Here is a 25817-nt window from a genome sequence, read left to right as displayed (position 1 = left end):
TCTGAGGAGGGAGGGGGTTCAGTTCTGGGGACGACGGTAGAACGGCACGGGCACGACCACGAACGGTTCGGCCCGCCCGCGCACGTCGACCGCGAGCTCGGTGCCCTCGGCCGACACCTCGGGCGTCACGTAGGCCAGCGCGATCGGGTAGCCGAGCGTCGGTGACGGAGCACCGGAGGTGACCCGGCCCACGCGCGTGCCCGGCTCGGTGCCCTCGCCCCGCAGCACCACGTCGTACTCCGCGCGTGCGGGGCGCCGGCCCTCGCCGCGCAGCCCCACGAGCACGCGGGCGGGCGCCGAACCCTTGCGCGCCGCCAGGGCGTCCCGGCCGACGAAGGGGATCGGCGTACCGTCCTCCGTCTCCTTGTCGAGGCGCACCACACGGCCCAGACCTGCCTCGAAGGGCGTGGTCGTGGTGTCGAGCTCGTGACCGTACAGCGGCATGCCGGCCTCCAGGCGCAGCGAGTCGCGGGCCGAGAGACCGGCCGGCACCAGGCCGAACGGCTCGCCGGCGGTGCGCAGCGCACGCCAGAGGGCGACGGCGTGCCCGGCGGGGACCCAGATCTCGAACCCGTCCTCACCCGTGTACCCGGTCCGGCCGACGAGCACCGGCTCGCCCTCGAACCGCATGCCCATGCAGGCGTAGTACTTGAGGTCGGCGAACGCGGTGCCGCCGGAGATCTCGGCGTCCTCCACGAGACCGGCGGTGGCACGCATGATCTCCGCGGCGCGCGGCCCCTGGACGGCGACGAGCGCCTGGCCGGGCTGGATGTCGTCGAGGGTCACGTCGAAGCCGGCCGTCCGCTCCCGGAAGGCGGCCAGGACGAGCGCGGCGTTGGCGGCGTTCGCGACGACCGAGTACACGCCGGGGGCCTTGTGGTAGACGATCAGGTCGTCCAGCACGCTGCCGTCCTCGGCGCAGATCATCGAGTAGCGCGCACCCATCTGGCGCACCTTGGAGATCCAGCCGACGAGCGCATGGTCGAGGAACGCCGCGGCGCCGGGCCCGGTCACCTCGATGTTGCCCATGTGCGACAGGTCGAACAACCCGGCGGCCTCGCGGACCGCGCGGTGCTCGGCCAGGTCGGACGTGTACCGCAGCGGCATGAGCCAGCCGCCGAAGGGTGTCATCGAGGCGCCGAGCGCCACGTGCTCGTCGTGGAGCGGGGTCGTGCGGTCCTCACCCATGGATCAATCCTCTCGTCGGCGGCGTGCCGGACGCGCGGGCCACCCGAGTGACCCGCGCGTCCGGCAACCCCGGCTTGGTCTGGCAGGTCACTCGGCGAAGGCCTCGACCGGCGGGCAGGCGCACACGAGGTTGCGGTCGCCCTTGGCGCCGTCGATGCGACGCACCGGCGGCCAGTACTTGGTCGCGCGCAGCGACGCGACGGGGAACGCCGCCAGCTCGCGCGAGTACGGCTTGTCCCACTCGTCCGCCACGACCGACGCCGCCGTGTGCGGCGCGTTGTGCAGCGGGTTGTCGTCGCGCGGCCAGGTGCCCGCGCCGACGGCGTCGATCTCGCCGCGGATGGCGATCATCGCGTCGATGAACCGGTCGAGCTCCGCCAGGTCCTCCGACTCGGTGGGCTCCACCATGAGCGTGCCCGGCACGGGGAACGCGAGCGTGGGCGCGTGGAAGCCGTAGTCCATGAGCCGCTTGGAGACGTCCTCGGCGGTCACCCCGGTCTCGGCGGTGATCTTGCGCAGGTCGAGGATGCACTCGTGGGCCACCAGCCCGTTGGGGCCCGTGTAGAGCACGGGGAAGTGCGGGTCGAGGCGGCTCGCCACGTAGTTGGCGGTCAGGACGGCGGCCTTGGTCGCCTCGGTCAGGCCGTCCGGCCCCATCAGGGCCACGTAGGCGTACGAGATCGGCAGGATGCCGGCCGAGCCGTAGCGCGTGGCGGACACCGGGGTGCCACCGGAGCCGGAGCCGGCGTCCAGGCCCGGCGTCGGGTCACCCGGCAGGAACGGCACCAGGTGCTCGGCCACCGCGACCGGGCCGACGCCCGGGCCGCCGCCGCCGTGCGGGATGCAGAACGTCTTGTGCAGGTTCAGGTGCGAGACGTCGCCGCCGAACTCTCCCGGCCGGGCCAGGCCCACCAGCGCGTTCAGGTTGGCGCCGTCGATGTATACCTGGCCGCCGGCCTCGTGCACCAGGTCGCAGACCTCGCGCACGTGCTCCTCGTACACGCCGTGCGTGGACGGGTAGGTGATCATGATCCCCGCGACCTGGGCGCCGTGCTGGTCGAGCTTGGCGCGCAGGTCGTCGAGCAGGATCTCGCCGTCGTCGGCCGTGGCCACGACCACGACGCGCAGGCCCGCGAGCGCCGCCGACGCCGCGTTGGTGCCGTGCGCGGAGGCCGGGATCAGCACGATGTCGCGGTGCTCCTCGCCGCGGGAGGCGTGGTACCCCTTGATCGCGAGCAGGCCGGCGAACTCGCCCTGGCTGCCGGCGTTCGGCTGCACGGAGACGGCGGCGTAGCCGGTGATCTCGGCGAGCTGCGCCTCCAGCGCGGTGACGAGCTCGGTGTAGCCCTGCGTCTGGTCGACGGGGGCGTACGGGTGGATGTCCGCGAAGCCGGGCCAGGAGATGGCCTCCATCTCGGCGGTCGCGTTGAGCTTCATGGTGCAGGAGCCCAGCGGGATCATCGTGCGGTCCAGCGCCAGGTCCTTGTCCGAGAGCTTGCGCAGGTAGCGCAGCATGCTGGTCTCGGAGCGGTGGCTGTGGAAGATCGGGTGCGTCAGGTACGCCGTCGTCCGGGTCAGCTCCGCGGGCAGGGTCCCGCCGGCCTCCACGGTGGGCGCCGGGGCCAGGCCCAGCACGTCCAGGATCGTGGCCGCGACGGTCTCGACGTCCGCGGGCGTCGTGGTCTCGTCCGTGCTGATCTGCACGTGGTCGGCGTCGGGCACGAAGAGGTTGTAGCCCGCGTCGGCGGCGGCCCGCGCGATCTCCTGGGCCTTGCCCGGGACCACGGCGCGCACGGTGTCGAAGAACGTGTCGTGCTCGATGGTGACGCCGGCGGTCCGCAGGGCGGCGGCCAGGGTCACGGCCCGGGTCCGGACGCGCTCGGCGATCGCCCGCAGTCCCTCGGGTCCGTGGTAGACCGCGTACATGCTGGCCACGATGGCGAGCAGGGCCTGGGCCGTGCAGATGTTGCTCGTGGCCTTCTCCCGCCGGATGTGCTGCTCGCGGGTGGCCAGGGCGAGGCGGTATCCGGCGGCACCGTCGACGTCGATCGAGACGCCGACCAGCCGGCCGGGGAGCTGCCGCTCCAGGCCCTTCTTCACCGCCATGTAGGCGGCGTGCGGGCCGCCGTAGAACAGCGGGACGCCGAAGCGCTGGGCGGAGCCCACGGAGATGTCGGCGCCAAGCTCCCCCGGGCTGACCAGCAGCGTCAGGGCGAGCAGGTCGGTCGCGACGGTGACGAGCGCCCCGGCCTCCTTGGCCTCGGCGACCACGCCGCGCGCGTCGAGCACCCGGCCCGACGCGCCCGCCTGCTGGACCACCACGCCGACGAGCTGGCCGGCGGGGAGCGTCGCACCGTCCGCCACGGCCTGGTCGAGGCCTGCGCGCAGGCCGTGCGTGAGGTCCGCGACCACGACGGGGAGGCCGATCGCCTCGGCGCGTCCGCGCGCGACGGCGAGCGACTGGCCGAACAGGTCGGCGTCCAGGACGACGTAGCCCTCCTTCGCGCGCGAGGCACGCCACATCAGCGCGACGGCCTCGGCGACGGCGCTGGCCTCGTCGAGCAGGGAGGCGTTGGCGATCTCGAGGCCCGTGAGGTCCTCGACCGCGGTCTGGAAGTTGAGGAGCGCCTCGAGCCGGCCCTGGCTGATCTCGGGCTGGTAGGGCGTGTAGGCCGTGTACCAGGCGGGCGACTCCAGCACGTTGCGCCGGATGACGGCGGGCGTGTGCGTGCCGTAGAAGCCCTGACCGATGAGCTGGGTCTTGACCTGGTTCCGGCCCGCGAGCTCACGGAGGTGGGCGAGCACCTCGGCCTCGGTGCGGGCGGCCGGCAGGTTCAGGGGCACCTGGGTGCGGATCGCCTTGGGGACCGCCCGGTCCACGAGGGTGTCCATCGTGTCGATGCCGAGCTGGTCCAGCATGGTACGGACCTCACGGCCGCGCGGGCCGAGGTGCCGGTCGGCGAAGACGTCGGGGTTGTGGGGCGTGCTCACGGCGGGCTCCTGGCTGTCCGAGGGCGTGGGGACGACTGCGGTCCCTCCCCGCTCTGTCATCGGACGCAGCGCGTCGACCTGAGAGTTTTGCCGGTCCGCCTTCCCTCGCGGGACGGGGCGCGCCGGCTTGCACCGTCGGTGGAGCCCTCCTGCCCGACGGCGGGACGGCTCGCTTTCCAGAGTTGCCTCACCGTGGCGGTACTGGGGCCTGAGAGATTCCCGGGGAGGGGTTTGCTCCTTCGGCGCCGGCTGCGGCGTCGTCGTGGGACGGCGGCGCGGACCGGACTCTCCCGTCGCGGTTGATGGCGGCGTGTTCTGTTGTACGGCCAAGCCTACTGTGAGCCGGGCCGCCTTCTGGCCGGAGCGGCTACCCCAGGTCGATCTCGCGGGCCGCGGCGACCATCTCGTCCACGACGGCGCGCACGATGGGACCGGGTTCGTGCCGGTTCTGCCGGTGCCGCACCACGAGCCGCCGCGAGCCGAGACCGGCCAGGGCGACCACGGCCACGCCGTCGGGCACCTCCTGCTGCAGGGCCAGCGCGGGCAGCATCGCAATGCCCTGGCCGGCGGCGACGAGCGAGATCGCGGTGTCGAAGTCGTTGTAGGAGTGGCGCATCTCGAACGTCGTGCCGAGCTGGGCCGCCAGGCGGGTGGAGGCGCGCTCGGCCGCCGACCCGGCCTGCGGGCCCACCCACGTGAGTGCGGCCAGGTCGTCGAGGCGCTCGGGCTCGGGCAGGCTCGTCGGCACCACGATGCGCCACGGCTCGTCGAGCAGGGGCACGTCGTGGGCACCGCGCGGGGCGGGCGCGTCGACCTCGACGTCGCGCTCCAGCACCACCGCGTCCAGGTCACCGGCCCGCAGCCGGCGGACGGAGTCGGTGGGGTCGTACTCCTGGACGTCGACCTCGATGTGCGGGTGGCGCTCCCCGAGCGACACGAGCACCGGCGCGACCACCGTGCGGATCGCCGTCTGGATGGACCCGACGGACACCCGGCCCGTGAGCTCGCCCTCCAGGGCGGCCACGGCTTGCCGGGCCTGGACCAGCTCGGCCTCGATCCGCTCGGCGGCCTCCGCGAGCACGCGGCCGGCCGGCGTGAGCGTGACTCCCCGGGGCCCCCGGTCGAGGACGTCGATGCCTTCCTCCGCCTCGAGCCGGGCGATCTGCTGCGAGACGGCGGAGGGGGTGACGTGCAGCAGGTCCGCTGCTGCGAGCACCCCTCCGGCACGGTGCACGGCGAGCAGGAAAGCGAGTCTTCGCGGGTCGGTGGCCATGTAGCGATGCTACATCCCGGAGTCACGAACATTCGATTGTGCTGAACGCAGGGTGTGCCTCATGCTTGATCCTGGCGGCGGGCGGACCAGTTCCGGACCGAGACCGCCGAACCCCTGCACGGATCCCCGGCAATCGACCTCCGGGCGATCCTCGAATCGTTTCGAAACACATCCCCAGGAGTATCACCATGTCCCTCATGCTGGTCGTCACCGCCCTCGGCTGGGTCGGCGCTCTCGCCGGCCTCGTGGCCTACGCCATGGTCAGCCGCGGGCGCTGGAGCGCCGACTCGCTCGCGTTCCAGTGCACGAACGTGCTGGCGGCCGGGACACTGCTGACCGTGGCGGCGGTGAACGGCATCTGGCCGTCCGCGGCGTCCAACATCGCCGCCATCCTGATCGGTGCGAACGCGCTCTTCACGGTGTTCCGCGCCAAGCGGCGCGCGGCGGGCGAGGCGGCCACGCTGTCCGTCGTCGAGAACACCGTCGTCGAGAACACCGCAGCGCAGGAGCCGGCGCAGACCGCGGAGCGGCCCGTCGTCACGCACCGGGCCTACGCCGAGGCTGCCTGACCCGTCCGGGGTCGCCTGGCCCTGTCCGGGGTCGCCCGGCTCCCTGTCCGGCGCGGAGCGGCCTTGCGTCCCGCGCCGGATGTGGTGCGCTGGAACCATGAACCCGCGCATCCGACAGGTGGTGCTGGACACCACCGACGCCCGCGCTCTCGCCGAGTTCTACCGGGAGCTCTTCGGCCTGCACTACCGTCCGGGTGACGAGCCGCCGCCCGAGGACGAGCCGGACCCGAAGGGCCGCGACTGGCTCGTCCTGCGGAACGACGACGGCGTGGCCCTCGCGTTCCAGCAGGTCGACGAGCTGCCACGATCCACCTGGCCCGAACCCGGCGTGCCGCAGCAGCTCCACCTCGACACTACGGTGCCCGACGTCGCCGCCCTCGCGGCGGCACGGGACCGCGCCGTCGCCCTGGGTGCGACCCTCCTCCACGACCGGTCGGACGACCCGGACGAGCCGCTCCACGTCCTCGCGGACCCGATGGGACATCCGTTCTGCGTCTTCGTCGGCTGACCTCGGCCGGCCGCCTCAGCGGACGTCGAAGTCCGCCACGAGGGCCCGGTGGTCCGAGACGCCCGTGTCGACCGCCCGGCCGGCGACGGACCGGACCCGGCTCTCGCCCGGCGCCTCGTCCAGCAGGATGTGGTCGATCTGGAACCGCGGGTCGTGGCGGGGAAACGTGTCGGCCGTGGCGAGCGACCGCCACCCGGTGAGGTCCGCGGGTGCCGGTGCGCGGAGGTTGAAGTCCCCGAGGACGACCAGCGGCCGGGACAGTGCCGTGAGCCACTGCCGGAGGCGGGCGAGCTGACGATCCGCGTGCCGTTCGCCGGGACTCCCCGGGCGGTACCCGGCTGCGCGCCGCGCCAGACCGCCCGCCCAGGTCACCGTCGGGAACCGGTACACGCTCAGGTGCGTGCAGACCACCGTGAGCGGGCCCGACGGCGCGTCGACCTGCGCCGCGAGCGCTACCCGGGGTTCGTCGGCGCCGAGCTGCACCCGGCCCCAGACCCACGGCGTGGCCGGGGGCAGGAGCAGCACGCGCCAGTGCCGCACGGGAAAGCGGGAGAGCAGGGCGACGCCGTAGCCCGGGGTCTCGGGAGGCTCCGCGGCACGGGCCCGGCGGCGCACGCCGGGGTAGCGGAAAGGACCGGTGAGCGCCGGCAGGAACCGGTGGTCGACCGCGCCCGCCGTCGTCGCGCAGAGCCTGGCCTGGTCCACTCCCCCGGACCGCGCCTGCCGCCGGTCCACCTCCTGCAGCGCGACCACGTCGGCGTCGAGCGCCGCGACGGCGTCCGCCAGGCGGTGGTTGTCGACGCGGCCGTCCGGGCCGAGCCCGTGCTGGACGTTGAAGGTGGCGACGCGCACCTGCGTCATTCGCTCTCTGCGATCTTGCGGGTCTGCCGGTCGATCTCCACCGGGTCCATCCCGCGTTCCCGGAGCAGCGCGTCGACCTTGGCCTCGAGACGCTGGTCACCCTCGCGCGACTGGGAGGAACCCCAGAAGTAGAACAGCCCGAGCCCCGCCGCCTGCCAGATGAGCTGGAGAAACTCGGACTGCCAGTTCTCGAACGTCGAGGCGAGGAAGTCGGGCCAGTACTCGACCCAGGAGAACGGGAGCCCCTGGTCGCTCGCCTCGTTGCCGAACCTGATCGCCTGGAACACGAACTGTCCGACCCAGGACACCAGGAAGAACGCCCCGGTGACCAGTCCGAACGAGTAGGCCTTCCAGAACACCGGACGAGATCTCGCCTCGTCGGTCCTCGCGTCGCTCATCACGCCTCCTGGCCGTCGCCGGTGGGCGTCCCCGCACGTGGGACGCCTGTCCCCCCAACGTAGGCCGGTACGTCAGTCGACGCCCGGCAGAACCGGGTCGCTCAGGAACGCGTCGATCGCCTCCTGCGTCGGGAAGACGGTCACGCCGGGCCCGGAGAAGAGGCGCACCAGGGTCTGCGCGATGTCCCGCACGGCGATGTTCGCCAGGTTGGACGCCTGCCGCAGGCGTTCGAACGCCTCCTCCTCCTCGATCCCGTACACCACCATGAGCACGCCCTTGGCCTGCTCGATCACCGCCCGGCGCTCGGCCGACGCCTGGATCGAGGCGGTCGCCTCACGTGCCGCGGCCTCGCGGTGCGACTCGGTGACGTCGATGAAGTAGCCGAACAGCTCGACCACCCGCCCCGTCGCAGGGTCACGCCGCCCCTGGCCCGTCACGGCCAGGGTCCGCGTCGCACCGTGCGCGTCCCGGATCCGGTGCACGGAGCTGAACGGCTGCCCGGTCTCGGCAGCACGCCGCAGGACCCCGTCCACGCGGGCCCTGTCGTCCGGGTGCTTGTGGGACAGCATGAGCGGCGTGGTCGGCACGATCTGCCCGGGCTCGAACCCGTGCATCACGTACACCTCGTCGGACCACGCCCACTCCCCTGTCGCCAGGTCGAGCCGGTACCGCCCGACGGGCGGACGGCTTCCGCCGACGAGCGCTTCCTCGATGGCGCCGTCGAACACGCGCTCGACAGGGGGCTGTCCAGAGCTCACGAGGTTCCTCCCGGGGGCAGGTTCGCGGTTGGTGATCGAAGAGTACGGGACGTGCGACCCGTGAGCGGCACGGATAGCGTGGACGGCAGGTCGAGAAGTGGCCGTCGCGTCGGTTGGACATGCCCGCAGGACGACGGAGGACTCCATGAGCCAGGACCAGCCCTTTCCCCCGCAGCAGCAGGACCCGCCCGGTACGACCGACCGGATGGTGCCCACGCCGGACCACGGCGAGGCGAGCTATGTCGGCAGCGAGAAGCTGGTCGGCTACAAGGCGCTGGTCACCGGTGGCGACTCCGGGATCGGGCGGGCGGTCGCCATCGCCTTCGCCCGCGAGGGCGCCGACGTCGCCCTCTCCTACCTCCCGGAGGAGGAGAAGGACGCACGGACGACGGCGGAATGGGTGCACCGCGCGGGCCGGCAGTGCGCCCTGCTGCCGGGCGACCTGCGGGACGAGGCCACGGCGCGTGGTGTCGCCCATCGCGCCGCCGGGGAGCTGGGCGGCCTGGACGTGCTGGTGAACAACGCCGGGTACCAGATGGCGCGGCGCGAGTCGGTCGAGGACGTGACCACCGACGAGCTGGACCGGGTGCTCAAGACCAACCTGTACGCGCTGTTCTGGTTGACGCAGTCCGCGCTCGGGCACCTCGGCGAGGGCAGCGCGATCATCAACAACTCGTCGATCCAGGCCTACCAGCCGTCGACCTCGCTGCTCGACTACGCCGCCACCAAGGCGGCCATCAACAACATCACCGTCAACCTCGCCGCGGAGCTCGGGCCGCGCGGCATCCGCGTGAACGCGGTGGCCCCGGGTCCCATCTGGACTCCCCTGCAACCGGCCACGCAGCCCGAGGAGAAGGTCGCGTCGTTCGGCGCCGACACCCCGCTCGGCCGTGCCGGCCAGCCGGCCGAGGTGGCACCCGCGTTCGTCTTCCTGGCGTCGCCGGTGACGGCGTCGTACGTCTCCGGCACGGTGCTGGGTGTGACGGGCGGGCGCCCGGTGTTCTAGCCCGGTGTTCTAGCCCGCCGCCGGCGCCAGGACCTCGACCGTCCCGTGCTCGCCGTCCACGCGGACCCGGTCCCCGGTGTGCAGCAGCATGGTCGCGTTGCCGCACCCCACGACGGCGGGGATACCCAGCTCTCGGGCCACGATCGCGGCGTGCGAGAGGGGTGCGCCCACGTCGGTGACGACGGCGCCCGCGCGGGGGAAGAGGGGTGTCCAGCCCACGTTCGTCACGGTCGTGACGAGGATCTCCCCCGGCTGCAGCGCGGCGCCGTCGTCCACCGAGGGCACCACCCGGACCACCCCTTCGACCACACCCGCCGCACCGGGGAACCCGCGGACCACGTCGCTCGCCGGAGCCGCCTCGCCGTGTTCGTCGAACACGTCGGTACGGCGCGCCGGGTCCGCCGCCCACCGCACCGGGTCGAACCTGCCGCGGATCACGGCGGGGTAGGCGGGCAGGTCGCGGTACTGCTGGTACGTGGCCCGGCGGACGGCGACGCGCTCGCGGGGCGGGGCGCCGCCGTCGAGCACCTGGAGCAGCTCGCCGACGTCGAGGAAGAAGACGTCGTCGCCCAGCCCCGTGAGCTCGCCGGCGCGCACCGCGAAGACGCGCAGCGCCCAGAACGTGCGGATCACCTCGGAGCGCGCGATCTCGCGGTCGCGCGCGTTCCGCGCCCACCGGTCGAACTTCTTCCGCACGGACGCCGCCGTGCGGGCCGAGCGCTGCTCCAGCCGCGCCCATGCGGCAGCACGAGCCTCCTCCTGCCGGGCGAGCAGCGCGTCGACGTCGGTCTCCGCCGCCGCGGCGAGCTGCCGGCCGAGCCAGTCCGGATCCTCGGCGGGGCGCGGCACGGACACCTCGAACTCGTCGACGCACCGGTGCCCGTAGCGGGACACGTAGGTCTCCGCGTCGAGCTCGCCCAGCGCCACCCGCCGCAGGCCGAGCAGCGTGTCCATGCTGGCCAGCCCCCGGGTACCGGTCGACAGCCCGGACGTCAGCGTCTCGGTGTCCACGTCACCGAGCAGCGGCCTCAGGTCCCTGCGCAGGGTCAGGAGCGCCGTGCCGTCCTGCCGGCTCGCCCCGCGCAGCGCCCGGGAGGACTCGACCAGGTAGGGACCGAGCTCCCTGCGCCAGAAGGCCGCCAGCTCCTGCCGCCCGGCCGTCTCGGCCGCGCGCCGGCGCAGGGTGGTGCCCCGCTCCTCCGCGGTGGCCAGGAAGCTCGGCAGCGCGCGCACGTCGCGCACCAGCGACGTGAGGTTGCGCCACACCATCGGCAGCAGCCGGCGGAACAGCTCCCCGCGGCCGATCGGGGCCACGGGAATCTCCGGCTGACCCGGGAGCCGCCCGAACACCTCCCGGTACGCGGCGTCGATCGTCTTCTGCATCCCGAGGGCGCGGGCGACCGTCTCGGTGGTGCTCAGGTTCATGTAGAACCGGCCGCCGATGGTCCCGTAGGCCGGCACACCGATGTCCGTCTCGGCCATCGCGTGCCGCATGAAGATCTGCACGAGCGACCAGGTCAGCGGCGTCATCACGCTCGGCAGGGCCTCGCCCAGGTTCGCGTTCGTCCACAGGAAGTCGCCGAGCAGGCTGTCGTTCCACACCTCCGTCATGGGCGCCCGACCGGCGGCTCCGGTGACGGGTCGGGCCTGGAGCAGGGCCGGGACACCGTCGTGCAGCGCCCACTCCACGTCCATGGGCGCGCCGTAGAGCTCCTCGATGCGGACGCCGAGCGCGGCGAGACCCGCCGCCTGCTCGTCGGTGAGCGACGGGCGGTCCCGGAGCGCAGCAGGCACCGGCTCGTCCCGTGTGCCGCCGGCCGTCCGGACGGTGCGGACGTCCTTGGTGCTCACCGTGCGCTCCACCGCTCCGCCGACCCGGGCCACGAGGAACGTGTCCGGCGTGACGTGCCCGCCGACCACCGCCTCGCCCAGGCCCCATGCCGCGTTGATCAGCACGCGGTCCCGTGACCCCGTCATCGGGTCGACGGTGAACAGGATGCCCGCTGCGTCGGCGTCGACCAGGAGCTGCACGACCACCGCGAGCGCGACCTCGTCGGCGGGGATGCCGTGCCGCGCGCGGTACCCGATCGCGCGCGCCGTCCACAGGGACGCCCAGCAGTCGCGTACCGCGCGGAGCAGCGCGTCCTCGCCCCGGATGTTCAGGAACGAGTCCTGCTGGCCGGCGAAGGACATGCCCGGCAGGTCCTCGGCCGTGGCGGACGACCGGACGGCGACGAACGGGCCGGCGTCGCCGGCCGCGGCGGGTGCGGCGGGTGCGGCGGGTGCGGCGGACGCGGCGGACGCGGCCGGGGCGGTGGGTGCGCCGTCCGCCATGGCGGGTGTGCCGGGCGCCGGAGCAGGTGTGCCGCCAGCCGTGGCGGGTGTGCCGGGCGCCGGAGCGGCCGCGCCGTGCAGGCCCCGGTACGCCGCCCGGACGGCCTCGTCCACGGCCCCCGGGATCTCCAGGGCCGCGAACACGGCGGCGATCCGGGCCGCGGCGACCGCGTGGGTCTCGGGTCGCTCGGGGTCCACGTCGCGGGTCGCCGCGACGATCTCCCGCTGCGGCGCACCCGCGACGGCCGCGCGGTAGGCGTCGGTGGTGACGTGGAACCCGCCGGGCACGGGCAGCCCGGCCGCAGCGAGACGGGCGAGCGAGGATCCCTTGCCCCCGGTCGCGGCCAGCTCCACCGCCCCGGGGTCCGCGAGGGGCAGCGTGAACGAGTGCGTGACGTCGATGCTCACGAGGGCTCTCCTTCGTCCGGCGGAAGGTCGTCGCCGAGCGACTCCCGCAGCTTGGCCCGCGCGATCGCGTAGGCCCGGTCGACGAACTGGCGGGTGGCGTCCGCGCAGACCACACGGTCCGCCTCGGACGGCTCACGCTCCGGCGCGAGCGCACGGACGAGCATGTCGGCGACGAGCTCGCCGGTGCGCTCGTCGGACACCCGGAGGGAGTCGGGCATCATCCGCAGGGAGAACAGAGAACCGTGCAGCACGGCGGCGATCACCGTGAGGTGGTCCTCGACGTTCAGGTCAGCACGCGCCATGCTGTGCTTCCCGAGCGTGGCGAGATACTCACCGAACGGGACCACCATCTCGGGCGTCGTGGTGCTCGTGCGCTTGCGGGCCACCAGCTTGCCGAGCACGGCCGAGTCCTGCACCAGCGCGGCCTGCAGCAGCGGGCGGCGGTGGATCTCGCGCGCCAGGTGACCGAACAGACCAGGGAGGGTCGCGGTCTCCGGATGATCCCGCAGCTCCCGGCGCACCGCGCCGATCATCTGGGCCCGATCCCACCGCATGAGCGCGGCGAACAGCTCCTCGCGACTGCTCCAGTGCAGGTAGATGGTGCCCTTGGCGACTCCGGCGAGCCGGGCGACGTCATCGATGGTGGTCTTGTCGTAGCCCCAGCGGAGAACCAGCTCCGTGGCCGCGGCGAGGATCCGCTCCGCACGCTCGGCACGCCGGCGCGCAGCTGCCGGGCGCCTGGTGGTCTGTGTGGCCTCCATGCCGTCGCCCTCCTGCCGATCCTGAAAATATGACCAGATCCGTTCATCTGGTCACGGATGCACGGTAACCTCCGCGCGCCGAGACCGTCAATGTGCCGTGACCTGCCGGTTCGGAGCGGGGCGCGAGCTGTGGAACCTTTCGACCCACCACTGACGAAGCACCCTCGCGGGGGTCAGTCGCTCTCGGTAGACATCGTCTACACAGAGCAACGCACCCTCGCGGGACAAGCCGCCGCGGCACCCGAGCGAACCCGCCACCCGGAGCCCCGCACGACAAGAACGCCTCCGCCCGGCCGCGTCGAACGACACGGCCGGGCGGAGGCGCTCAGGGGAAAGCCGGGGTCAGCCGACCGTCACGTTCACCGACGCCTGAGACGGCGCCTGGAGGCTCGTGCCCGGGTACTTCGCGATCCACCTGCCGGTCGCACTCGCGGAGACCGACGTCGAGTAGGTGCCGTTCGAGCCCGTCGTCACCGTCTTCTTCAGGACCGGCTCCGCCGTGCCCGCGGGATCGAACCAGATCTGCACGGTCGTGTTCGGTGCCGGGCGGTCCTGGGCGCTGCCGCCGCTGACGAGCTGGACCTTGCGGACCCCACCGCTGAGGTTGATGGACTGCGGTCCGGGGACCGATGTCGCGGACGCGGTCACCGTGGTGGTGCTGGCCCGCTTGACCACGATCGTGGTAACCGTCGGGTCCTCGACCAGCACGTCGTGGATGCAGTTGCTGGTGCCGCCCTCGAGGCCGTCCCAGTCCGGCGCCGAGCAGGCCTTCATCTCGTCCCGGATGCCGATGTCGTACACACCTGCCGGGAGCGTCGGGTTGAAGGTCAGCGTCACATGGCTCGTGCCGATGCCGGAGTGCACCAGCTCGCGCTGCATCCGGTAGCCGTTGGGGTAGCTGCCCTCGCCGCGCTGGCTCTCGGCGCTGACCCAGCCGGAGGTCCCGCCGATGGTGAAGCCCAGGCTGCCGACGTCGACCCGGCGGCTCACGGGGGCCAGCCCCACGACGACGTCCTGCGTCATCAGGTGGTCGCCCGCGGTGTAGTCGCCCTGCGTCGCACGGACCTGACCCTGCCGCAACGTCGTGTTGCGCTCACGCTCCGCGGAGGTGATGGTCCACACCGCCCGCGCGCCCGTGTCGGTCTGCGCCATCTCCGCCCGCCACTTGCCGGACCCACCGGGCTTGTGCCGGCTCGTGAAGTAGCCGCGCGAGTCGGTCGTGAGCGTGGCCCGGAGCGCCTCCGGCGCGGAGCCCTCGGGGTCGAAGTACAGCTTGACCTCCTGGCCGGTGGCCGGCTCGTACTCGCCGGTACCGAGGCTCCTGATGTTGGCGGCGCCGTGGACCGAGATCGTCGAGCCCGCGGGTGCGCTCGCCGGCGAGGTCCAGATGAGCGGGATGTTCCGCTGCGCCCGGAAGGGCACCGAGACGGGGGTGTCCGTCTGGATCGGCACCTCGGTGACGCCGCTGGCCGTGGTGATCGCGACCCGGGCGGACAGGCTCACCTCGTAGATCCCCGGTGCGGCGTCGTCGGGCAGCGGGACAGTGGAGGTCCAGGCGTTCGCCGTCCCGGACGGGACGAACTGCTCACCGATGAGCTCCCGGCCGTCCGGGTCGACCATCGTGATCCGTCCCGACTTCATCGCCGCGGACGTCCCGTCGTGCGTGATGGTGAGCGTCCCGGTGATGGAACCGTTCACGGACGACCCCGGCGGCAGCGAGATCTTGGCCGTGACGGCCACGTTCTCCGCCCGTGCGGTCATGGTCGCGGTGCCCGACGGCCCGGGCGAGACCGTCGCCGTCGGCTCCGCGGACACGCTCGGCGCCACGGCGCCGGCCACCATCAGTGCTGCCCCGAGCGCCACACCCAGCGACACCCGCATCCTTGATCTCTTCACGCGCACGCCCCTCGTCCGGGGGACGCGGACGCGTCCCGCCCCAGCGGCATGTTCTCCCGGGCGACCAGGCCCGGCCACGGGAGGCGGTAATGCAACCGGGTGAAATTTTTCGCCCGGTCGGACCTACGCGACAGTTGCGACAATGGGTCGATGCATGCCGACGAACGAGGAGAGTCCACGGCGCAGCGCGCCGACCGGAACTGGAACGAGCTGCTCCAGGAGCTGCGCGTCATGCAGACCGGGGTGCAGATCCTGACAGGCTTCCTGCTGACGCTGCCGTTCCAGTCCCGCTTCTCCGATCTCGACGACTACCAGCGCATCGTCTACCTGATCCTGGTGATCACGTCGGTCGTCGCGACCGCGCTCATCGTGGCGCCGGTCAGCGTGCACCGGTCCCTGTTCCGCAAGCAGATGAAGCGGAACATCGTCACCCTGGCCGACCGGATCACCCGTGCGGCCCTCGGCGTGCTCGCCCTGGTCATGACCGGTGCCACCCTGCTCGTGTTCGACGTCGTGGTCGGACGCACCGCCGGGATCGTCGCCGGGGCGAGCGTGCTCGTCGTGCTGGGCATCCTCTGGGTGGCCTTCCCGGAGGTGCTGCGGCGGCGCCGGTGATCAGAGCGTCTTGTGCCAGGCCACGATGCGGTCCACCGCGCGCGTCACGGTGTCGAGCGACGACGCGAACGACAGCCGCACCCAGTCCCGTCCGTGCTCACCGTCGAAGTCTGTCCCGGGCGTGATGGCGACGTCGGCCTCCGCCAGGAGCCGGGCGCAGTACGTGACGGAGTCCAGGCCGAAGGCGGAGATGTTCCCGTACAGGTAGAAGGCACCGTCGGCGGGCGCGACGGGGCGCCAGCCCAGCTCGCCCAGCCGGTCGAGCAGCAGTGTGCGCGACGCCGCGTACCGGGCCACGTTCTCGGCCGCCGCGGCGTAGCCCTCCGGGGTGAACGCCGCGATGCCGGCCTGCTGCGCCAGCGCGGGCGGGGAGAGCGCCACGTTGCCCGCGAGCGCGTCGACGGGCCCGACGAGCTCGTCGGGCAGCACGAGCCAGCCGAGCCGCCAGCCGGTCATGGCCCAGTACTTGGAGAACGAGTTCACGACGACGGCGCCCTGGCCGGTGAACGTGGCCGCCGTCGCCTGTGCCACCTCGTCCGAGTAGGCGATGCCGTGGTAGATCTCGTCGCTGATCAGGCGCACGTCGTGGTCGGCGCACCAGTCCGCGACCGCCCCCAGCTCGGCGGGCGTGATCATCGTGCCGGTCGGGTTGGCGGGCGAGGCGACCATGACGCCGTCGAGCCCGCCGCCGTAGTACGCCTCGTTCAGCTGCGAGACGGTGGGCTGGTAGCGCGTCTCGGGGCCGCAGTCGAGCTCCACCACCTCGCAGCCCAGCGCCGACAGGATGTTCTTGTACGCGGGGTAGCCGGGTCGGGCGAGCGCCACCCGGTCGCCGACGTCGAACGCCGCGAGGAACGCGAGCACGAAGCCGCCGCTGGATCCCGTGGTGACGGCGATCCGGGCGGGGTCGACGTCGACGTCGTACCAGCGCCGGTAGTGGCCCGCGATCTCCGCCCGCAACGCGGGCACGCCCATCGCCTCGGTGTATCCCAGGTTGCCGTCACGGAGCAGGGCGATGGCCCGCTCCCGCACCACGTCGGACGCCCCGGTCGACGGCTCACCCGCGCACAGGTTGAGCACGTCCGCGCCGGTGGCACGGCGGGCGTTGGCGGCGGCGAGCACCTCCATGACGGCGAACGGGGGCACGTGGGACCGGCGGGAGACCTTCATGCCGCCCATCATCGCCCACTGCGCGGCCCGACGGCGGAACCAGGCGAGGCGCGGCTCACCAGCGCAGGCGGGCGAACGTCATGGACGCGCCGGCGTCGTCGAGCGTGGCCCAGGCGATGCGGTCGCCGTCGACCCCGACCGAGGCCCGCTCCCCCGGCACGGCGAACAGGCTCATCGATCCGCTGGTACCGGTGAGCACGTGCGCGGGTCCCTCTGCCGAGGACCATGCGACGGACTCGCCCGACACGTCCACCGCGTCCGCCGGTGCGCCACCGCGCACCTGGTAGCCAGTGCGCTCCGCCACGTCGACGACGTAGACGACGTCGCCCGAGGCGAACGCCAGCCGCCCGTCGTCGTACCCGACAGCGGACACGGACCCCTCGTCGAGCAACCCGTTCTCGATCGAGAGGAGCGGCGTCACCGCACCCGGCTCGCCGGGCCGGGAGATCAGCTCGAAGACCGTGCTGGTGCCGCTCCCCGCGCCGAGAGCCGGGCCACCCGAGCCCTCGGCGTACGCGACCACGGCGCCGTCCGGCGCGGAACCGACCGCGCAGACTCGGTCGCGGACGCCTGCCAGCAGGTGTGAGAGGTCGGTGACGGCGGCCCCGTGCAGCGTCTTGCGGCAGCCCGGGGCCGGGTTCGCCAGTGCGGTGGTCCACCAGACCGCCTCGCTCGACAACGCGACGGCATCAGCCTCGGCGACCTCCAGCGCGGTCGAGTCGCTGACGGTCACGATGTCACCGTCCTCGTCGAGCAACCGCAGCGCCCACGGGAGGGTTCCGGCGATCTGCGTGTTCGGTGTCTCGAACCAGGCGGCGCGATCCTCCTGCCGGACGAGGCCGACTCCCTGGGGCCAGCGGCCGTCGACCTGACCAGTGGTGGCGACGTCCGAGGTCCGCAACCCCTCCCCGACAGGAGCGATCGCACGCAGCGCCAGCGGTCCGGTGAGCTGATCGCCGTCGAACACCGCTGCGGAGTCGGACCAGCCGACCACGGTGCCGTCACCCAGCGTGGCGGCGTCCGCGGCCATCCGGTCCCCCGCGATCTCGTGGTCCACCGCCACGTCGACGCACGGAGTGACCTCGTGCGCGTCCGCGACCCGGATCACCCCGGCCACCGTGATCGATCCCCACTGCGCCGACATCTCGTCGACCGGTGTGGCACGCGCGGCCCCGTCGAGCGGCCCGTCGCAGACCGCGCCGTCCACCGGCTCGGGGAACGGCAGGTCCGACAGGCCTCCCCGGTCGAGCCCGAGCACGTGCCGCAGCCACTCGCTGCCGGGGAGCGCCACCGGCCCGACCCCAGGAATCTGCACCGGTCCGAGGAGCAGCAGCCCGAGCACCACCGCGAGCCCCCCGGCGGCGACGCCGCGCACCGTCCGCCGACGGCGGACGGCGGACCGGGCGGTCGACAGCACGTCGTGCGCGTCGACCTGGTACCCGGGGATCGCGTCGAGCGCCGACACCGTGAGCAGCGAGCGCAGACGCCCCAGTCCACGGGCGTTCGCGGACTTCACCGAGCCCACCGAGATGCCGAGCTCGTCAGCGACCTGAGCCTCGGACAGATCGAGCAGGTGCCGTAGCACCACGACCCGCCGCTGCCCGGGCGGCAGCGCACGCAGCGCACGGGCCAGCTCGTCCCGGACCGCCACGCCGTGCGCGTGGTCGGGTGCGGGATCGAGCGGCACGACGCCGTCGTCCGTGACGCCGGAGCGCCGGTCCTTGCGCCAGTCGTCGACCCGGAGGTTGAGCAGGATGCGCCGCGCATACGCCCGGGGTTCCCCGGTGCGTGCCTTGGACCACGCGCGGTAGGTGCGCTCGAAGGTGGCCTGGACCAGCTCCTCGGCCCGGTGGGCGTCGCCGGACAACAGGTATGCAGTCCGGTACAGGTACGGTCCCGCCGACGTCACGAACTCCACGAACTCGCCGTCGCGGTCGGGTGCCACCAGCACCCGGGCGCGCGCCGGGTCGACGACGGGCTGCTCGGCGGTCTCCACGTTCATACCGTCCACCACGGGCGAGACGCCGCCGAGGTTGCCTTGCCCTGGGACTCGACTGCGTGCTTCACCCGCCCATCATCCCGGCGTCCGCCGTGCGACAGCACTTTCCGACCGGGCATCATCGGCACTATATTGCCGATATCGGCAATATAGTGCTGCTATGCAGTAAGGAGGCGTCATGGACTGGAACCACCCGGAGCATCTCTTCGGCTCCGGGCTCGAACCCGTCGTGCTCCGCACGCTGTGGCGTGCAGGTGGTCCGATGACGGGAGCCGAGGTTCACCGGGTCGCACGGAAGGGCTCCGTCAGGGGCGTCCGCGAGGCACTGTCACGGCTCGCCCGGCAGGGAATCGTCGTCTCGACGCGTGTCGGACCGGCGTTGACACACGCCCTGAACCAGGAGCATCTCGGCTTCCCAGCAGTTGACGCCGCGTTCCGGGCACTGGATCCCTGGAACCAGTTCCGGTCGCGCGTCAGCGAGGTGATGGCGGAACATGGTCCCGACGATCCTCTATCCGTCACGGTCGCCGTCTTCGGCTCCGTCGCGCGCGGTGAGGCACGGCTCGACTCGGACGTCGACCTGGTGGTGGTCGTCGACGAGGTGGATGACAGTACTCAGAGCCTCGCGGACGAGCTTCGCAGCGCACTCGGCGCGGCCACCGGACAGGCGGTCCAGATCTACCTGACCACACCCGCACGACTTCACGATGCCGTACGCCTGGGGGACCCGATCGTCGACTCCTTCCGATCGGACACTCGTGCCGTGTCCGGACCGGACCTCCGCACGTACCTCCAGGAGCACCCGTAACCCCTCGTCAGCAGCCCCGCACACGGACCATGACCCTCGGCGACATCCGTGTGCGCGCCGCGACCGCACGCAAGTACCAGGAGGTCGGTGAGATGGTCCTCGGCGAGGCACCGGACGAGCGTCAGGTCGCCGCCGGACTGGCTGCCCTTGCCGCCATCGCCGCGTCCGATGCGATCTGCGGCGCCCGGACCGGGCGGTGCGCGATCGGTCAGGATCACGGGCAGGCGGAGGTTCTTCTCGCCACGGTCAATCCGGGCGGCCAGGAGCTCGCGAAACGACTCGCCCGCGTCCTTGCAGAGAAGTCGAACGCGCACTACGGAACGACCTATCTGAGCAGCGCGGAGACCCTGAGCATGATCAGGAGTTCCCGCGCCTTGGTCGACGCGATGGACATCCACCTCGCCTGAGCCGGATCGACACCTTCCCGGGCCGCTTGTGAAAGTTGTAACATGACGCCATGGCGCCGGGATCGCGCGACGACGCAGACAACGACCCCGTCCGCCGGGCCGCGCAGTACCGCGTGGACCGGGAGACGGCCGCGGAACGCGGCGCGCCCGAACCGGACGGCTCCGCTGGGGACGCACCGGAGAACGAGGCCCAGCGGCCCGGCAGCATGACACCCGAGGAGCGCGCCCGTTACGTCGACGTGGTCGTCGACCAGGCGATGCGGCGCGGCGAGTTCGACAACCTGCCCCTGCAGGGCAAGCCGATCCCGGGCCTGACCGGGACCCACGACCCGGACTGGTGGGTGAAGGGCCTGATCGAGCGGGAGAACATCACCGGCGTACTGCCGGCGGCGCAGCTCCGCACGGAGAGCGCCGAGCTGGAGAACAGGCTGGACCTGGAGGTGATGGAGCAGCGCGTCCGGGAGATCGTCGCCGACTTCAACGCCCGCGTCGTCGACGCCCGCCGCCAGCTCCAGGGCGGTCCGCCCGTCGTCACGCCCACCCGCGACGTCGACGAGGAGGTCCGGAAGTGGGCGGAGCGGCGCGCGGCACGGCGGGCGGCGCGCACGGAAGCGACTGCGGCGCCGCCACGTGACCCGACGTCGGGCGACAGGCCGTGGTGGAAGTTCTGGTGAGGACCGTCAGAACCCGTACGTGGTCACGATGACCACCGTGGTCGCCAGCCAGTAGGGCACGGAACCGAGCGCGAACCCGAGCCCCGCGGCCACGGCCATCCGGCCCCACGTCGCCCCGAACCTGCCGGACACCGCACCGGCGGCCATGGCGAGACAGCCGACGATCGTCACGCCCTCCGCCGCTCCCTGCGAGATCAGCATCCCGAGGACGGCCGCGACGATCCCGACGACGACCTCGCCGCGGGCGAGGAACGGGCCGCCCCGGCGGGCCCGGTGGTGCGTCTCCTGGTGCGTTGTCATTGCGCATCGCCCCTCGTGCCCTGCTTCGGTGCGGGCACCTCCGTTCCAGGATCGCACCGGGGCCGTCAGGCCGCCAGGGCCGCGGGAACCTGGGCGTCAGCGCCCGGCGAGCACGTACCCGTCGAACCAGCGTCGCGTCTGGCGCCACACCTGCTCACGCACTGGTGCGGCCGACAGGGTCACGTCGTGCAGCGCGCCGTCGATCCGCACCAGCGTCACGAGCGAACCGACGTCGGGCACCCGCCGCGCGATGCCGATGACGTCCAGCACGGAGTCGGTGCTCCGCATGTCCTCGCTCCACCGCGTGGGCATCGAGCTCCGTGCGCTGAGCAGCACGAGCACCGGCACCTCGATGCCGAGGCCGCGGGCCACCTGATCCTGCCCGCGGAAGATCGCGGCGAGCCAGGCCGGCGTCGGCGCCCACCCGGCGTCGGGGCGCCAGGCCACGTCGTAGTCCCACTCGCCGTCGAACCGCGCCGAGATGGACCGCGCGTACAGCCCCCGATCCAGGTTGACGAGCTGGCTCCGGGGCACCAGCGCGGACTGCACCCGGATACCGGGCTCCATGAGCTTGCGCACCGTCTCGCGCGGCTGGAACTCCAGCCAGGGCGAGTTCAGCACCAGGCCCGCGACCCGCTCCTGGTTGCGGGCCGTCCACAGGCTGACCGTCAGTCCGCCGGTGGAGTGCCCCATGAGCACGAGCTTGCGCTCGGGCTCGTCGGCCCGTCCATGGCCCATGACGTCGAGCGCCGCCTCGATGTCCTCGTCGTACGTCGCCAGGCTGCGGATGTAGCCCGGGGTCTGGCCCTCCCGGATGCTGCGCCCGTAGCGCCGCAGGTCGAGGGCGTGGAACCGCACACCGAGCGACTCCCAGAAGTCCGCCAGGTGCACCTGGAAGAAGTAGTCGAGCCAGCCGTGCACGTACAGCACGTCGACGCCGGCGTCAGGCACCTCGGCCCGCGGCGCCCCGTCGCCCGACGGTTCGGGCGAGCCGTCGGGGTGCGCCCGTCCGCCGCCCCGCAGCCCGAGCCGCCGACCGAGCTCCGACAGCTCCTCCCAGAGGCGCGCCACCTGGGGGTTGTCGGCGCCCACGTGGCGCGAGCGGCGCGACCCGGCGTCGCCAGCCTGGTCGGGCTCCGGCCGCACGCGGCGGACCAGGGTCGCCACCACCTCTGGCTCGTCCTCGTCGGGCGACAGCGGCAGCGTGCGGCGTTCGAAGCCCGGCAGCACGTCGGGCTCCCACGCCGGCTGCGTCGTCGTCCCGTCGTCGGGACCGGGGGAGAGGCTCGTCATCTGACTGACGGTAACCGCAGGTGCGCCCACTCCGCCGGGTAGTCGTCGAGCCAGTCCGCCAGCGACCGCGCGCCGCGCCCCGCCAGGTGCCCGACGTCGGGGCTGACCCGCGCCAGCACACCCGCCTCGATCGCCTGGCACTGGGTGATCCAGTCCTCGACCTCGGCACTGGTGGACCGCGAGAAGAAGGAACGGGCCTGCTCGACGGTCTGCGGCACATACCGGACGGGCCGCCCGATGGCCGCCGAGAGCGTCGCGGCGATCTCGGCGAAGCTCATCGCCTCGGGTCCGGTCAGGTGATATGTACGCCCGGCGTGCCGGCCGGGGTCCTCGTCGAGCAGCACGGCGGTCGCGACGTCGGCCACGTCCTCGTGCGAGACGGAGGCGACGCGGCCTTCGCCCGCGGGTGCGCGGAGCACGGTGCCACCCGGCGCACCGTACGACTCGTCGTGGGCGGCGAACGTCAGGGTGCGGTGGAACATCGAGGTCCGCAGCAGCGTCCAGCGCAGGTCCGTGCCGCGCAGGTACTCCTCGGTGAGCCAGTCGTCGCGCGCGGCGGACGACACGGCGTCGGCCGCAGCACCCACCGACGACACGTAGACCACGTGCCGCACACCCGCCAGCACCGCGGCGTCGATCGCGGCGCGATGCTTGGCGAGCCGCCCGTGCCGCACCTGGCTCGGCACGAGGAACACGGCGTGCGCACCCTCGAACGCGCCGGTCAGAATCCTGGAGGCGGCCTCGGGGGCGGTCCCGGGCGAGAGGTCGGCCGGGAGTGCCACGACCTCTGCCTCCGGCAGCGGCGCGCCGTCGGGCAGGCGGGGTGTGACGCCCCGGCCCGTGACGAGCAGACGCTGCTGACCGCCCGCCGCGGCCACGCGGAAGGCCAGCCTGGATCCGAGGCGGCCGTCGGCCCCGGTGAGCACGACGAGCCGGTCGGGAGACGCGGGCGTCATCCCCTCACGGTAATCGGCCCCCGCCACGTCGGCCGGGTGAACCGGTCGCGGTCAGGCGTCCGACCGTACTCCGAGCTCCGCCCGCACGAAGGCGACGACGCCGTCCGCCGCCGCCTCGATCTCGGCCAGGCACTCCTCGAAGTCGTCGGGACCGCCGTACCAGGGGTCGGCGATGTCCAGCCGGTTCTCCGGCAGCCCCGCGACGGCCGGGTCGAACGACCGGTACATGCGGACCACGGCGCCGTCCCCCCGTTGCAGGTCACGCAGCACGCGCGCGTGCCGGGTGGTCATGGCGAGCACCAGGTCTCGCGAGCCGACGTCGGCCGAGGTCACCTGCCGGGCACGATGGCCGTCGCCCGTCGGGTAGCCGTGCTCGGCCAGGACGGCGCGGGCCCGCGGGTCGACCGGGTTGCCGTGCTCCTCGTCGCTCACACCGGAGGAGTCGACCTCGACGGCGTCGCCCAGGCCGGCGGCCTCGAAGCGGTCGCGGAGCACGATCTCAGCCATGGGGGAGCGGCAGATGTTGCCCGTGCAGACGGTCATCACGCGGTAGGCGGTCACCCGGGGATTCTCCCTGACGCGGGCCGTGCCGGTCACACCGCGCCGGGCCGGTGGCGCGGAGGCACGGGAAAGCCCGCGGGGCGACATCTGTCAGCCGTGCTGGACGAGGGCACGGCACCCGCGGGCTCCGGTGGTCGCGAGAGTTTCGCCACCATGTCCCGTTGCGCCTGACCGATCAGGAAAGCCCCGTGCTGAGCCCCCGGACCGGTGTCGGCGCGAAACGCTTGCGCGTCACGCGACTAGCGCGCGACCACCTCATGGGTCCGATGTGAAATCACTGCTCGGATCACCTCCCTTCTCATGTGCCCACGAACCTACGCCCCGCGCGGGCGCTCGCACAGGTTTTTTCCTCGCGGCGAAATCGGTAGCCCCGAGCACCGGCTCCGGCGACGACTTTCGGCCGGCCGAACCGTCTGCCCTGCATGACGACCCTCACCGTCGACGCCTTCACGACGTCGGCCGACGGCACCCGGATCGCGTACGACCTGACCGGCCCCGTGCCCGGTGCGGCGCCCGCGGTCGTGGTGGTCGACGGCGTGCTCGCGCACCGCCTGCCCGTCATGCGCGCGGTGGCGGCCGAGCTCGAGGACAGGGTCACCACGCTGCGGTACGACCGGAGGGGCCGGGGCGCGAGCGGGGACACGCCCCCGTACAGCGTGGACCGGGAGGTCGACGACATCGCCGCCCTGCTGGAGGTCACGGGCCCGGCGGCGCTCGTGGGCATCGCGTCGGGTGGGTTCCTCGCGCTGCGCGCCGCCGCCGACCTGGGCGCCGGCGTCACCGCGGTGCTCTGCCACGAACCCCCGTACGACGTCGCGAGCGGTGCGGCGCCCGTCGACCCGCGGATGATCGCCGGCGTCGAGGCCTGCGTCGAGGCGGGGGACCGCGGCAGCGCCGTCGAGCTGTTCCTCGACGTCGTGGGCATGCCCTGTCAGCTCGTACCGCGCATGCGGGCCTCGGCGTCGTGGGCGGACCTGGAGGCGATCGCACCGACCATCGCCTATGACGGCCGGGTGCTCGCCGGCATCGCGCTCGGCCGCCGGGCGCTGATGTGCCGCTGGCGTGAGATCGGCCAGCCGGCTCTCGTGGTGGACGGCACCGCGAGCGCCGCCGCGGTGACCACGGCGGCGGACTCGCTCGCGGGTGTGCTGCCGGCGGCACACCGGGTGACGCTGCCGGGGCACGGCGCCGACGTGCCTCCGACGGCGCTGGCGGAGGCGGTGTCGAGCCTGCTCAGAAGGGCCGGCGTGCCGTGACCAGGATGCGCGGGGCCTCGTCGACGAGCGCGTTGCCCGTGGCGAAGTGCATGTGCAGCGCGCGCAGCCCTGCCTCGTGCCGGGCGACGGCCGCCGGGGTGAGCTCGGCGAGCCCGGGCACCTGCCACGCCGCGGTGCGCAGGTACCAGAGCACGGACGACAGGTCGGTGAACGTGCGCGTGCCCGCGTACTCCTGGGCATCGACGATCTCCAGGCCGGAGGCGACGAGCCCGTCGGAGACGACGTCGACGGTGACGGCGTCCGGGTCCCAACCCAGCGGCACACCGAGGGCCTTGTTGAGGGCGATGCCGTCGCGCGTGTCCACCTGCTCGGTGAGGAAGGTCCCGCCCGGCTCCAGCACCCGGCCCACCTCCGCGGGGTCGATGGTGCTGAACCGGCTGAGGACCGCGCTGTACTGACCGTCGAAGAACGGCAGCAGCACGTCCCCCGTCCAGGAGGGCTCGGCACGGCGCACGTCCACGCCGAGCGGCTCCAGGCGGCGCCGGGCCGTGAGGAAGGCGGGCCCGGACTCCGTGGCGGCCGAACCCTTGGGCAGCGGGCCCAGGCCCGCGAAGAAGTCCCCGCTGCCCGTGCCGATGTCCAGCACGGCACCCCGGGAACGGAGCACGAGGTCGCGGGCGAGGGCGGGGTAGTCCCAGCCGGGGGTGTCGACCGTGAGCCGGTCGCCGACGGGGGTCTCGTCGAGACCGCCGGTGAACAGCGCCGCGGGGTTCGACGGGGTCGCGGGAGCGTTGCGCGCCCATTCGATGTGATCCTCGAACGGCGCGTCCGGCGCCGGAGCTGGGGCGATCGAGACGTCAAGCAT

General features: G+C 72.9%; 24 protein-coding genes and 1 riboswitch. Of the genes, 8 read left to right on the top strand and 16 right to left on the bottom strand.

Annotated elements, in window-relative coordinates; all coding sequences use genetic code 11:
- Window positions 1-18: 18 nt before the first annotated feature.
- The 3 genes from gcvT to ACIBBF_RS08040 all read right to left on the bottom strand — a co-directional run bounded on the left by gcvT (window position 19) and on the right by ACIBBF_RS08040 (window position 5452).
- On the bottom strand, window positions 19-1188 hold the full coding sequence (gene gcvT, locus ACIBBF_RS08050) for a glycine cleavage system aminomethyltransferase GcvT (protein ID WP_397412275.1): 1170 nt from the start codon (window positions 1186-1188) through the stop codon (window positions 19-21).
- Between the two features lie 87 nt (window positions 1189-1275).
- Complete coding sequence (gcvP, locus tag ACIBBF_RS08045) at window positions 1276-4239, bottom strand: aminomethyl-transferring glycine dehydrogenase (protein ID WP_397412273.1); 2964 nt, start codon at window positions 4237-4239, stop codon at window positions 1276-1278.
- A gap of 126 nt (window positions 4240-4365) precedes the next feature.
- Window positions 4366-4482, bottom strand: a riboswitch (glycine riboswitch).
- Window positions 4483-4546: 64 nt separating this feature from the next.
- Entirely contained in the window at window positions 4547-5452 is a 906-nt protein-coding gene (locus ACIBBF_RS08040) for a LysR family transcriptional regulator (RefSeq protein ID WP_397412271.1), read from the bottom strand.
- Between the two features lie 188 nt (window positions 5453-5640).
- On the opposite strand from ACIBBF_RS08040, the gene ACIBBF_RS08035 reads away from it, so the two are divergent.
- Together ACIBBF_RS08035 and ACIBBF_RS08030 are read left to right on the top strand one after the other, a co-directional pair.
- A complete protein-coding gene (locus ACIBBF_RS08035; protein WP_397412269.1) occupies window positions 5641-6021 on the top strand; it encodes a hypothetical protein in 381 nt (126 codons plus the stop codon).
- 97 nt (window positions 6022-6118) lie between these two features.
- Window positions 6119-6529: a VOC family protein gene (locus ACIBBF_RS08030; RefSeq protein ID WP_397412267.1), complete on the top strand. Its 411-nt coding sequence runs from the start codon at window positions 6119-6121 to the stop codon at window positions 6527-6529.
- Between the two features lie 15 nt (window positions 6530-6544).
- On the opposite strand, the gene ACIBBF_RS08025 is transcribed toward ACIBBF_RS08030, so the two are convergent.
- The 3 genes from ACIBBF_RS08025 to ACIBBF_RS08015 all read right to left on the bottom strand — a co-directional run bounded on the left by ACIBBF_RS08025 (window position 6545) and on the right by ACIBBF_RS08015 (window position 8547).
- A complete protein-coding gene (locus ACIBBF_RS08025; protein ID WP_397412265.1) occupies window positions 6545-7390 on the bottom strand; it encodes an endonuclease/exonuclease/phosphatase family protein in 846 nt (281 codons plus the stop codon).
- Entirely contained in the window at window positions 7387-7788 is a 402-nt protein-coding gene (locus tag ACIBBF_RS08020) for a DUF6766 family protein (protein WP_397412263.1), read from the bottom strand. Before ACIBBF_RS08020 ends, ACIBBF_RS08025 begins: the two co-directional genes overlap by 4 nt.
- A 72-nt stretch (window positions 7789-7860) precedes the next feature.
- Window positions 7861-8547, bottom strand: a complete 687-nt coding sequence (locus tag ACIBBF_RS08015; RefSeq protein ID WP_397412261.1) for a PAS and ANTAR domain-containing protein — start codon at window positions 8545-8547, stop codon at window positions 7861-7863.
- Window positions 8548-8692: 145 nt separating this feature from the next.
- Between ACIBBF_RS08015 and ACIBBF_RS08010 the strand changes: the two genes are divergently transcribed.
- Window positions 8693-9553: an SDR family oxidoreductase gene (locus ACIBBF_RS08010; RefSeq protein ID WP_397412259.1), complete on the top strand. Its 861-nt coding sequence runs from the start codon at window positions 8693-8695 to the stop codon at window positions 9551-9553.
- 9 nt (window positions 9554-9562) lie between these two features.
- Here ACIBBF_RS08010 and ACIBBF_RS08005 read toward each other — a convergent pair whose 3' ends face one another.
- The 3 genes from ACIBBF_RS08005 to ACIBBF_RS07995 all read right to left on the bottom strand — a co-directional run bounded on the left by ACIBBF_RS08005 (window position 9563) and on the right by ACIBBF_RS07995 (window position 14952).
- Entirely contained in the window at window positions 9563-12295 is a 2733-nt protein-coding gene (locus tag ACIBBF_RS08005) for a PEP/pyruvate-binding domain-containing protein (protein WP_397412257.1), read from the bottom strand.
- Window positions 12292-13056 (bottom strand): TetR/AcrR family transcriptional regulator, encoded by a 765-nt coding sequence (locus tag ACIBBF_RS08000; RefSeq protein WP_397412255.1) that lies wholly within the window; start codon window positions 13054-13056, stop codon window positions 12292-12294. The genes ACIBBF_RS08005 and ACIBBF_RS08000 overlap by 4 nt, the downstream gene beginning before the upstream one ends.
- A 342-nt stretch (window positions 13057-13398) precedes the next feature.
- Window positions 13399-14952, bottom strand: a complete 1554-nt coding sequence (locus ACIBBF_RS07995; protein ID WP_397412253.1) for a hypothetical protein — start codon at window positions 14950-14952, stop codon at window positions 13399-13401.
- Between the two features lie 150 nt (window positions 14953-15102).
- Between ACIBBF_RS07995 and ACIBBF_RS07990 the strand changes: the two genes are divergently transcribed.
- Window positions 15103-15567, top strand: a complete 465-nt coding sequence (locus ACIBBF_RS07990; RefSeq protein WP_397412251.1) for a DUF6328 family protein — start codon at window positions 15103-15105, stop codon at window positions 15565-15567.
- Here ACIBBF_RS07990 and ACIBBF_RS07985 read toward each other — a convergent pair whose 3' ends face one another.
- Together ACIBBF_RS07985 and ACIBBF_RS07980 are read right to left on the bottom strand one after the other, a co-directional pair.
- Complete coding sequence (locus ACIBBF_RS07985; protein ID WP_397412249.1) at window positions 15568-16737, bottom strand: pyridoxal phosphate-dependent aminotransferase; 1170 nt, start codon at window positions 16735-16737, stop codon at window positions 15568-15570.
- Window positions 16738-16792: 55 nt separating this feature from the next.
- Complete coding sequence (locus tag ACIBBF_RS07980; protein ID WP_397412247.1) at window positions 16793-18739, bottom strand: SigE family RNA polymerase sigma factor; 1947 nt, start codon at window positions 18737-18739, stop codon at window positions 16793-16795.
- Between the two features lie 175 nt (window positions 18740-18914).
- Here ACIBBF_RS07980 and ACIBBF_RS07975 point away from each other — a divergent pair, with 175 nt between their 5' ends.
- From ACIBBF_RS07975 to ACIBBF_RS07965, 3 genes are read left to right on the top strand one after another with little or no spacing between them, the layout of a single operon-like run.
- Window positions 18915-19544, top strand: coding sequence for a nucleotidyltransferase domain-containing protein (locus ACIBBF_RS07975; RefSeq protein WP_397412245.1), 630 nt, complete (start codon window positions 18915-18917; stop codon window positions 19542-19544).
- Window positions 19545-19573: 29 nt separating this feature from the next.
- A complete protein-coding gene (locus ACIBBF_RS07970; protein ID WP_397412243.1) occupies window positions 19574-19951 on the top strand; it encodes a hypothetical protein in 378 nt (125 codons plus the stop codon).
- Window positions 19952-20001: 50 nt separating this feature from the next.
- A complete protein-coding gene (locus tag ACIBBF_RS07965; protein WP_397412241.1) occupies window positions 20002-20625 on the top strand; it encodes a DnaJ family domain-containing protein in 624 nt (207 codons plus the stop codon).
- 6 nt (window positions 20626-20631) lie between these two features.
- Here ACIBBF_RS07965 and ACIBBF_RS07960 read toward each other — a convergent pair whose 3' ends face one another.
- From ACIBBF_RS07960 to ACIBBF_RS07945, 4 genes are all read right to left on the bottom strand, one after another.
- Complete coding sequence (locus tag ACIBBF_RS07960; protein WP_397412239.1) at window positions 20632-20925, bottom strand: hypothetical protein; 294 nt, start codon at window positions 20923-20925, stop codon at window positions 20632-20634.
- 96 nt (window positions 20926-21021) lie between these two features.
- The gene (locus tag ACIBBF_RS07955) at window positions 21022-22218 is read right to left on the bottom strand and encodes an alpha/beta hydrolase (protein WP_397412237.1); all 1197 of its coding nucleotides are present in this window, start codon (window positions 22216-22218) and stop codon (window positions 21022-21024) included.
- Window positions 22215-23174 carry an NmrA family NAD(P)-binding protein gene (locus ACIBBF_RS07950; protein WP_397412235.1) on the bottom strand — a complete coding sequence of 320 codons (960 nt, stop codon included), beginning with the start codon at window positions 23172-23174 and terminating at the stop codon, window positions 22215-22217. The genes ACIBBF_RS07955 and ACIBBF_RS07950 overlap by 4 nt, the downstream gene beginning before the upstream one ends.
- A 51-nt stretch (window positions 23175-23225) precedes the next feature.
- Window positions 23226-23717 (bottom strand): low molecular weight protein-tyrosine-phosphatase, encoded by a 492-nt coding sequence (locus tag ACIBBF_RS07945; RefSeq protein ID WP_397412690.1) that lies wholly within the window; start codon window positions 23715-23717, stop codon window positions 23226-23228.
- A 440-nt stretch (window positions 23718-24157) separates the two neighbouring features.
- Here ACIBBF_RS07945 and ACIBBF_RS07940 point away from each other — a divergent pair, with 440 nt between their 5' ends.
- Window positions 24158-24991, top strand: a complete 834-nt coding sequence (locus ACIBBF_RS07940) for an alpha/beta fold hydrolase (RefSeq protein ID WP_397412234.1) — start codon at window positions 24158-24160, stop codon at window positions 24989-24991.
- Here the strand turns inward: ACIBBF_RS07940 and ACIBBF_RS07935 are convergent.
- On the bottom strand, window positions 24969-25817 hold the full coding sequence (locus tag ACIBBF_RS07935; protein ID WP_397412232.1) for a class I SAM-dependent methyltransferase: 849 nt from the start codon (window positions 25815-25817) through the stop codon (window positions 24969-24971). The genes ACIBBF_RS07940 and ACIBBF_RS07935 overlap by 23 nt on opposite strands.

This window comes from Promicromonospora sp. NPDC050880, from assembly GCF_044456525.1.
In the GTDB taxonomy this organism is placed as follows: Bacteria; Actinomycetota; Actinomycetes; order Actinomycetales; family Cellulomonadaceae; genus Promicromonospora.
The sequence above is the reverse complement of the archived record's forward strand: the minus strand, read 5'-3'. Positions and strand labels throughout refer to the sequence as shown.

Bases quoted from the DNA above. Each gene is read 5' to 3' on its own strand.
- gcvT (WP_397412275.1), bottom strand. From the start codon at position 1,188: ATGGGTGAGGACCGCACGACCCCGCTCCACGACGAGCACGTGGCGCTC.
- gcvP (WP_397412273.1), bottom strand. From the start codon at position 4,239: ATGACAGAGCGGGGAGGGACCGCAGTCGTCCCCACGCCCTCGGACAGC.
- ACIBBF_RS08040 (WP_397412271.1), bottom strand. From the start codon at position 5,452: ATGGCCACCGACCCGCGAAGACTCGCTTTCCTGCTCGCCGTGCACCGT.
- ACIBBF_RS08035 (WP_397412269.1), top strand. From the start codon at position 5,641: ATGTCCCTCATGCTGGTCGTCACCGCCCTCGGCTGGGTCGGCGCTCTC.
- ACIBBF_RS08030 (WP_397412267.1), top strand. From the start codon at position 6,119: ATGAACCCGCGCATCCGACAGGTGGTGCTGGACACCACCGACGCCCGC.
- ACIBBF_RS08025 (WP_397412265.1), bottom strand. From the start codon at position 7,390: ATGACGCAGGTGCGCGTCGCCACCTTCAACGTCCAGCACGGGCTCGGC.
- ACIBBF_RS08020 (WP_397412263.1), bottom strand. From the start codon at position 7,788: ATGAGCGACGCGAGGACCGACGAGGCGAGATCTCGTCCGGTGTTCTGG.
- ACIBBF_RS08010 (WP_397412259.1), top strand. From the start codon at position 8,693: ATGAGCCAGGACCAGCCCTTTCCCCCGCAGCAGCAGGACCCGCCCGGT.
- ACIBBF_RS08000 (WP_397412255.1), bottom strand. From the start codon at position 13,056: ATGGAGGCCACACAGACCACCAGGCGCCCGGCAGCTGCGCGCCGGCGT.
- ACIBBF_RS07990 (WP_397412251.1), top strand. From the start codon at position 15,103: ATGCATGCCGACGAACGAGGAGAGTCCACGGCGCAGCGCGCCGACCGG.
- ACIBBF_RS07985 (WP_397412249.1), bottom strand. From the start codon at position 16,737: ATGAAGGTCTCCCGCCGGTCCCACGTGCCCCCGTTCGCCGTCATGGAG.
- ACIBBF_RS07980 (WP_397412247.1), bottom strand. From the start codon at position 18,739: ATGAACGTGGAGACCGCCGAGCAGCCCGTCGTCGACCCGGCGCGCGCC.
- ACIBBF_RS07975 (WP_397412245.1), top strand. From the start codon at position 18,915: ATGGACTGGAACCACCCGGAGCATCTCTTCGGCTCCGGGCTCGAACCC.
- ACIBBF_RS07970 (WP_397412243.1), top strand. From the start codon at position 19,574: ATGACCCTCGGCGACATCCGTGTGCGCGCCGCGACCGCACGCAAGTAC.
- ACIBBF_RS07965 (WP_397412241.1), top strand. From the start codon at position 20,002: ATGGCGCCGGGATCGCGCGACGACGCAGACAACGACCCCGTCCGCCGG.
- ACIBBF_RS07960 (WP_397412239.1), bottom strand. From the start codon at position 20,925: ATGACAACGCACCAGGAGACGCACCACCGGGCCCGCCGGGGCGGCCCG.
- ACIBBF_RS07955 (WP_397412237.1), bottom strand. From the start codon at position 22,218: ATGACGAGCCTCTCCCCCGGTCCCGACGACGGGACGACGACGCAGCCG.
- ACIBBF_RS07950 (WP_397412235.1), bottom strand. From the start codon at position 23,174: ATGACGCCCGCGTCTCCCGACCGGCTCGTCGTGCTCACCGGGGCCGAC.
- ACIBBF_RS07945 (WP_397412690.1), bottom strand. From the start codon at position 23,717: ATGACCGTCTGCACGGGCAACATCTGCCGCTCCCCCATGGCTGAGATC.
- ACIBBF_RS07940 (WP_397412234.1), top strand. From the start codon at position 24,158: ATGACGACCCTCACCGTCGACGCCTTCACGACGTCGGCCGACGGCACC.
- ACIBBF_RS07935 (WP_397412232.1), bottom strand. From the start codon at position 25,817: ATGCTTGACGTCTCGATCGCCCCAGCTCCGGCGCCGGACGCGCCGTTC.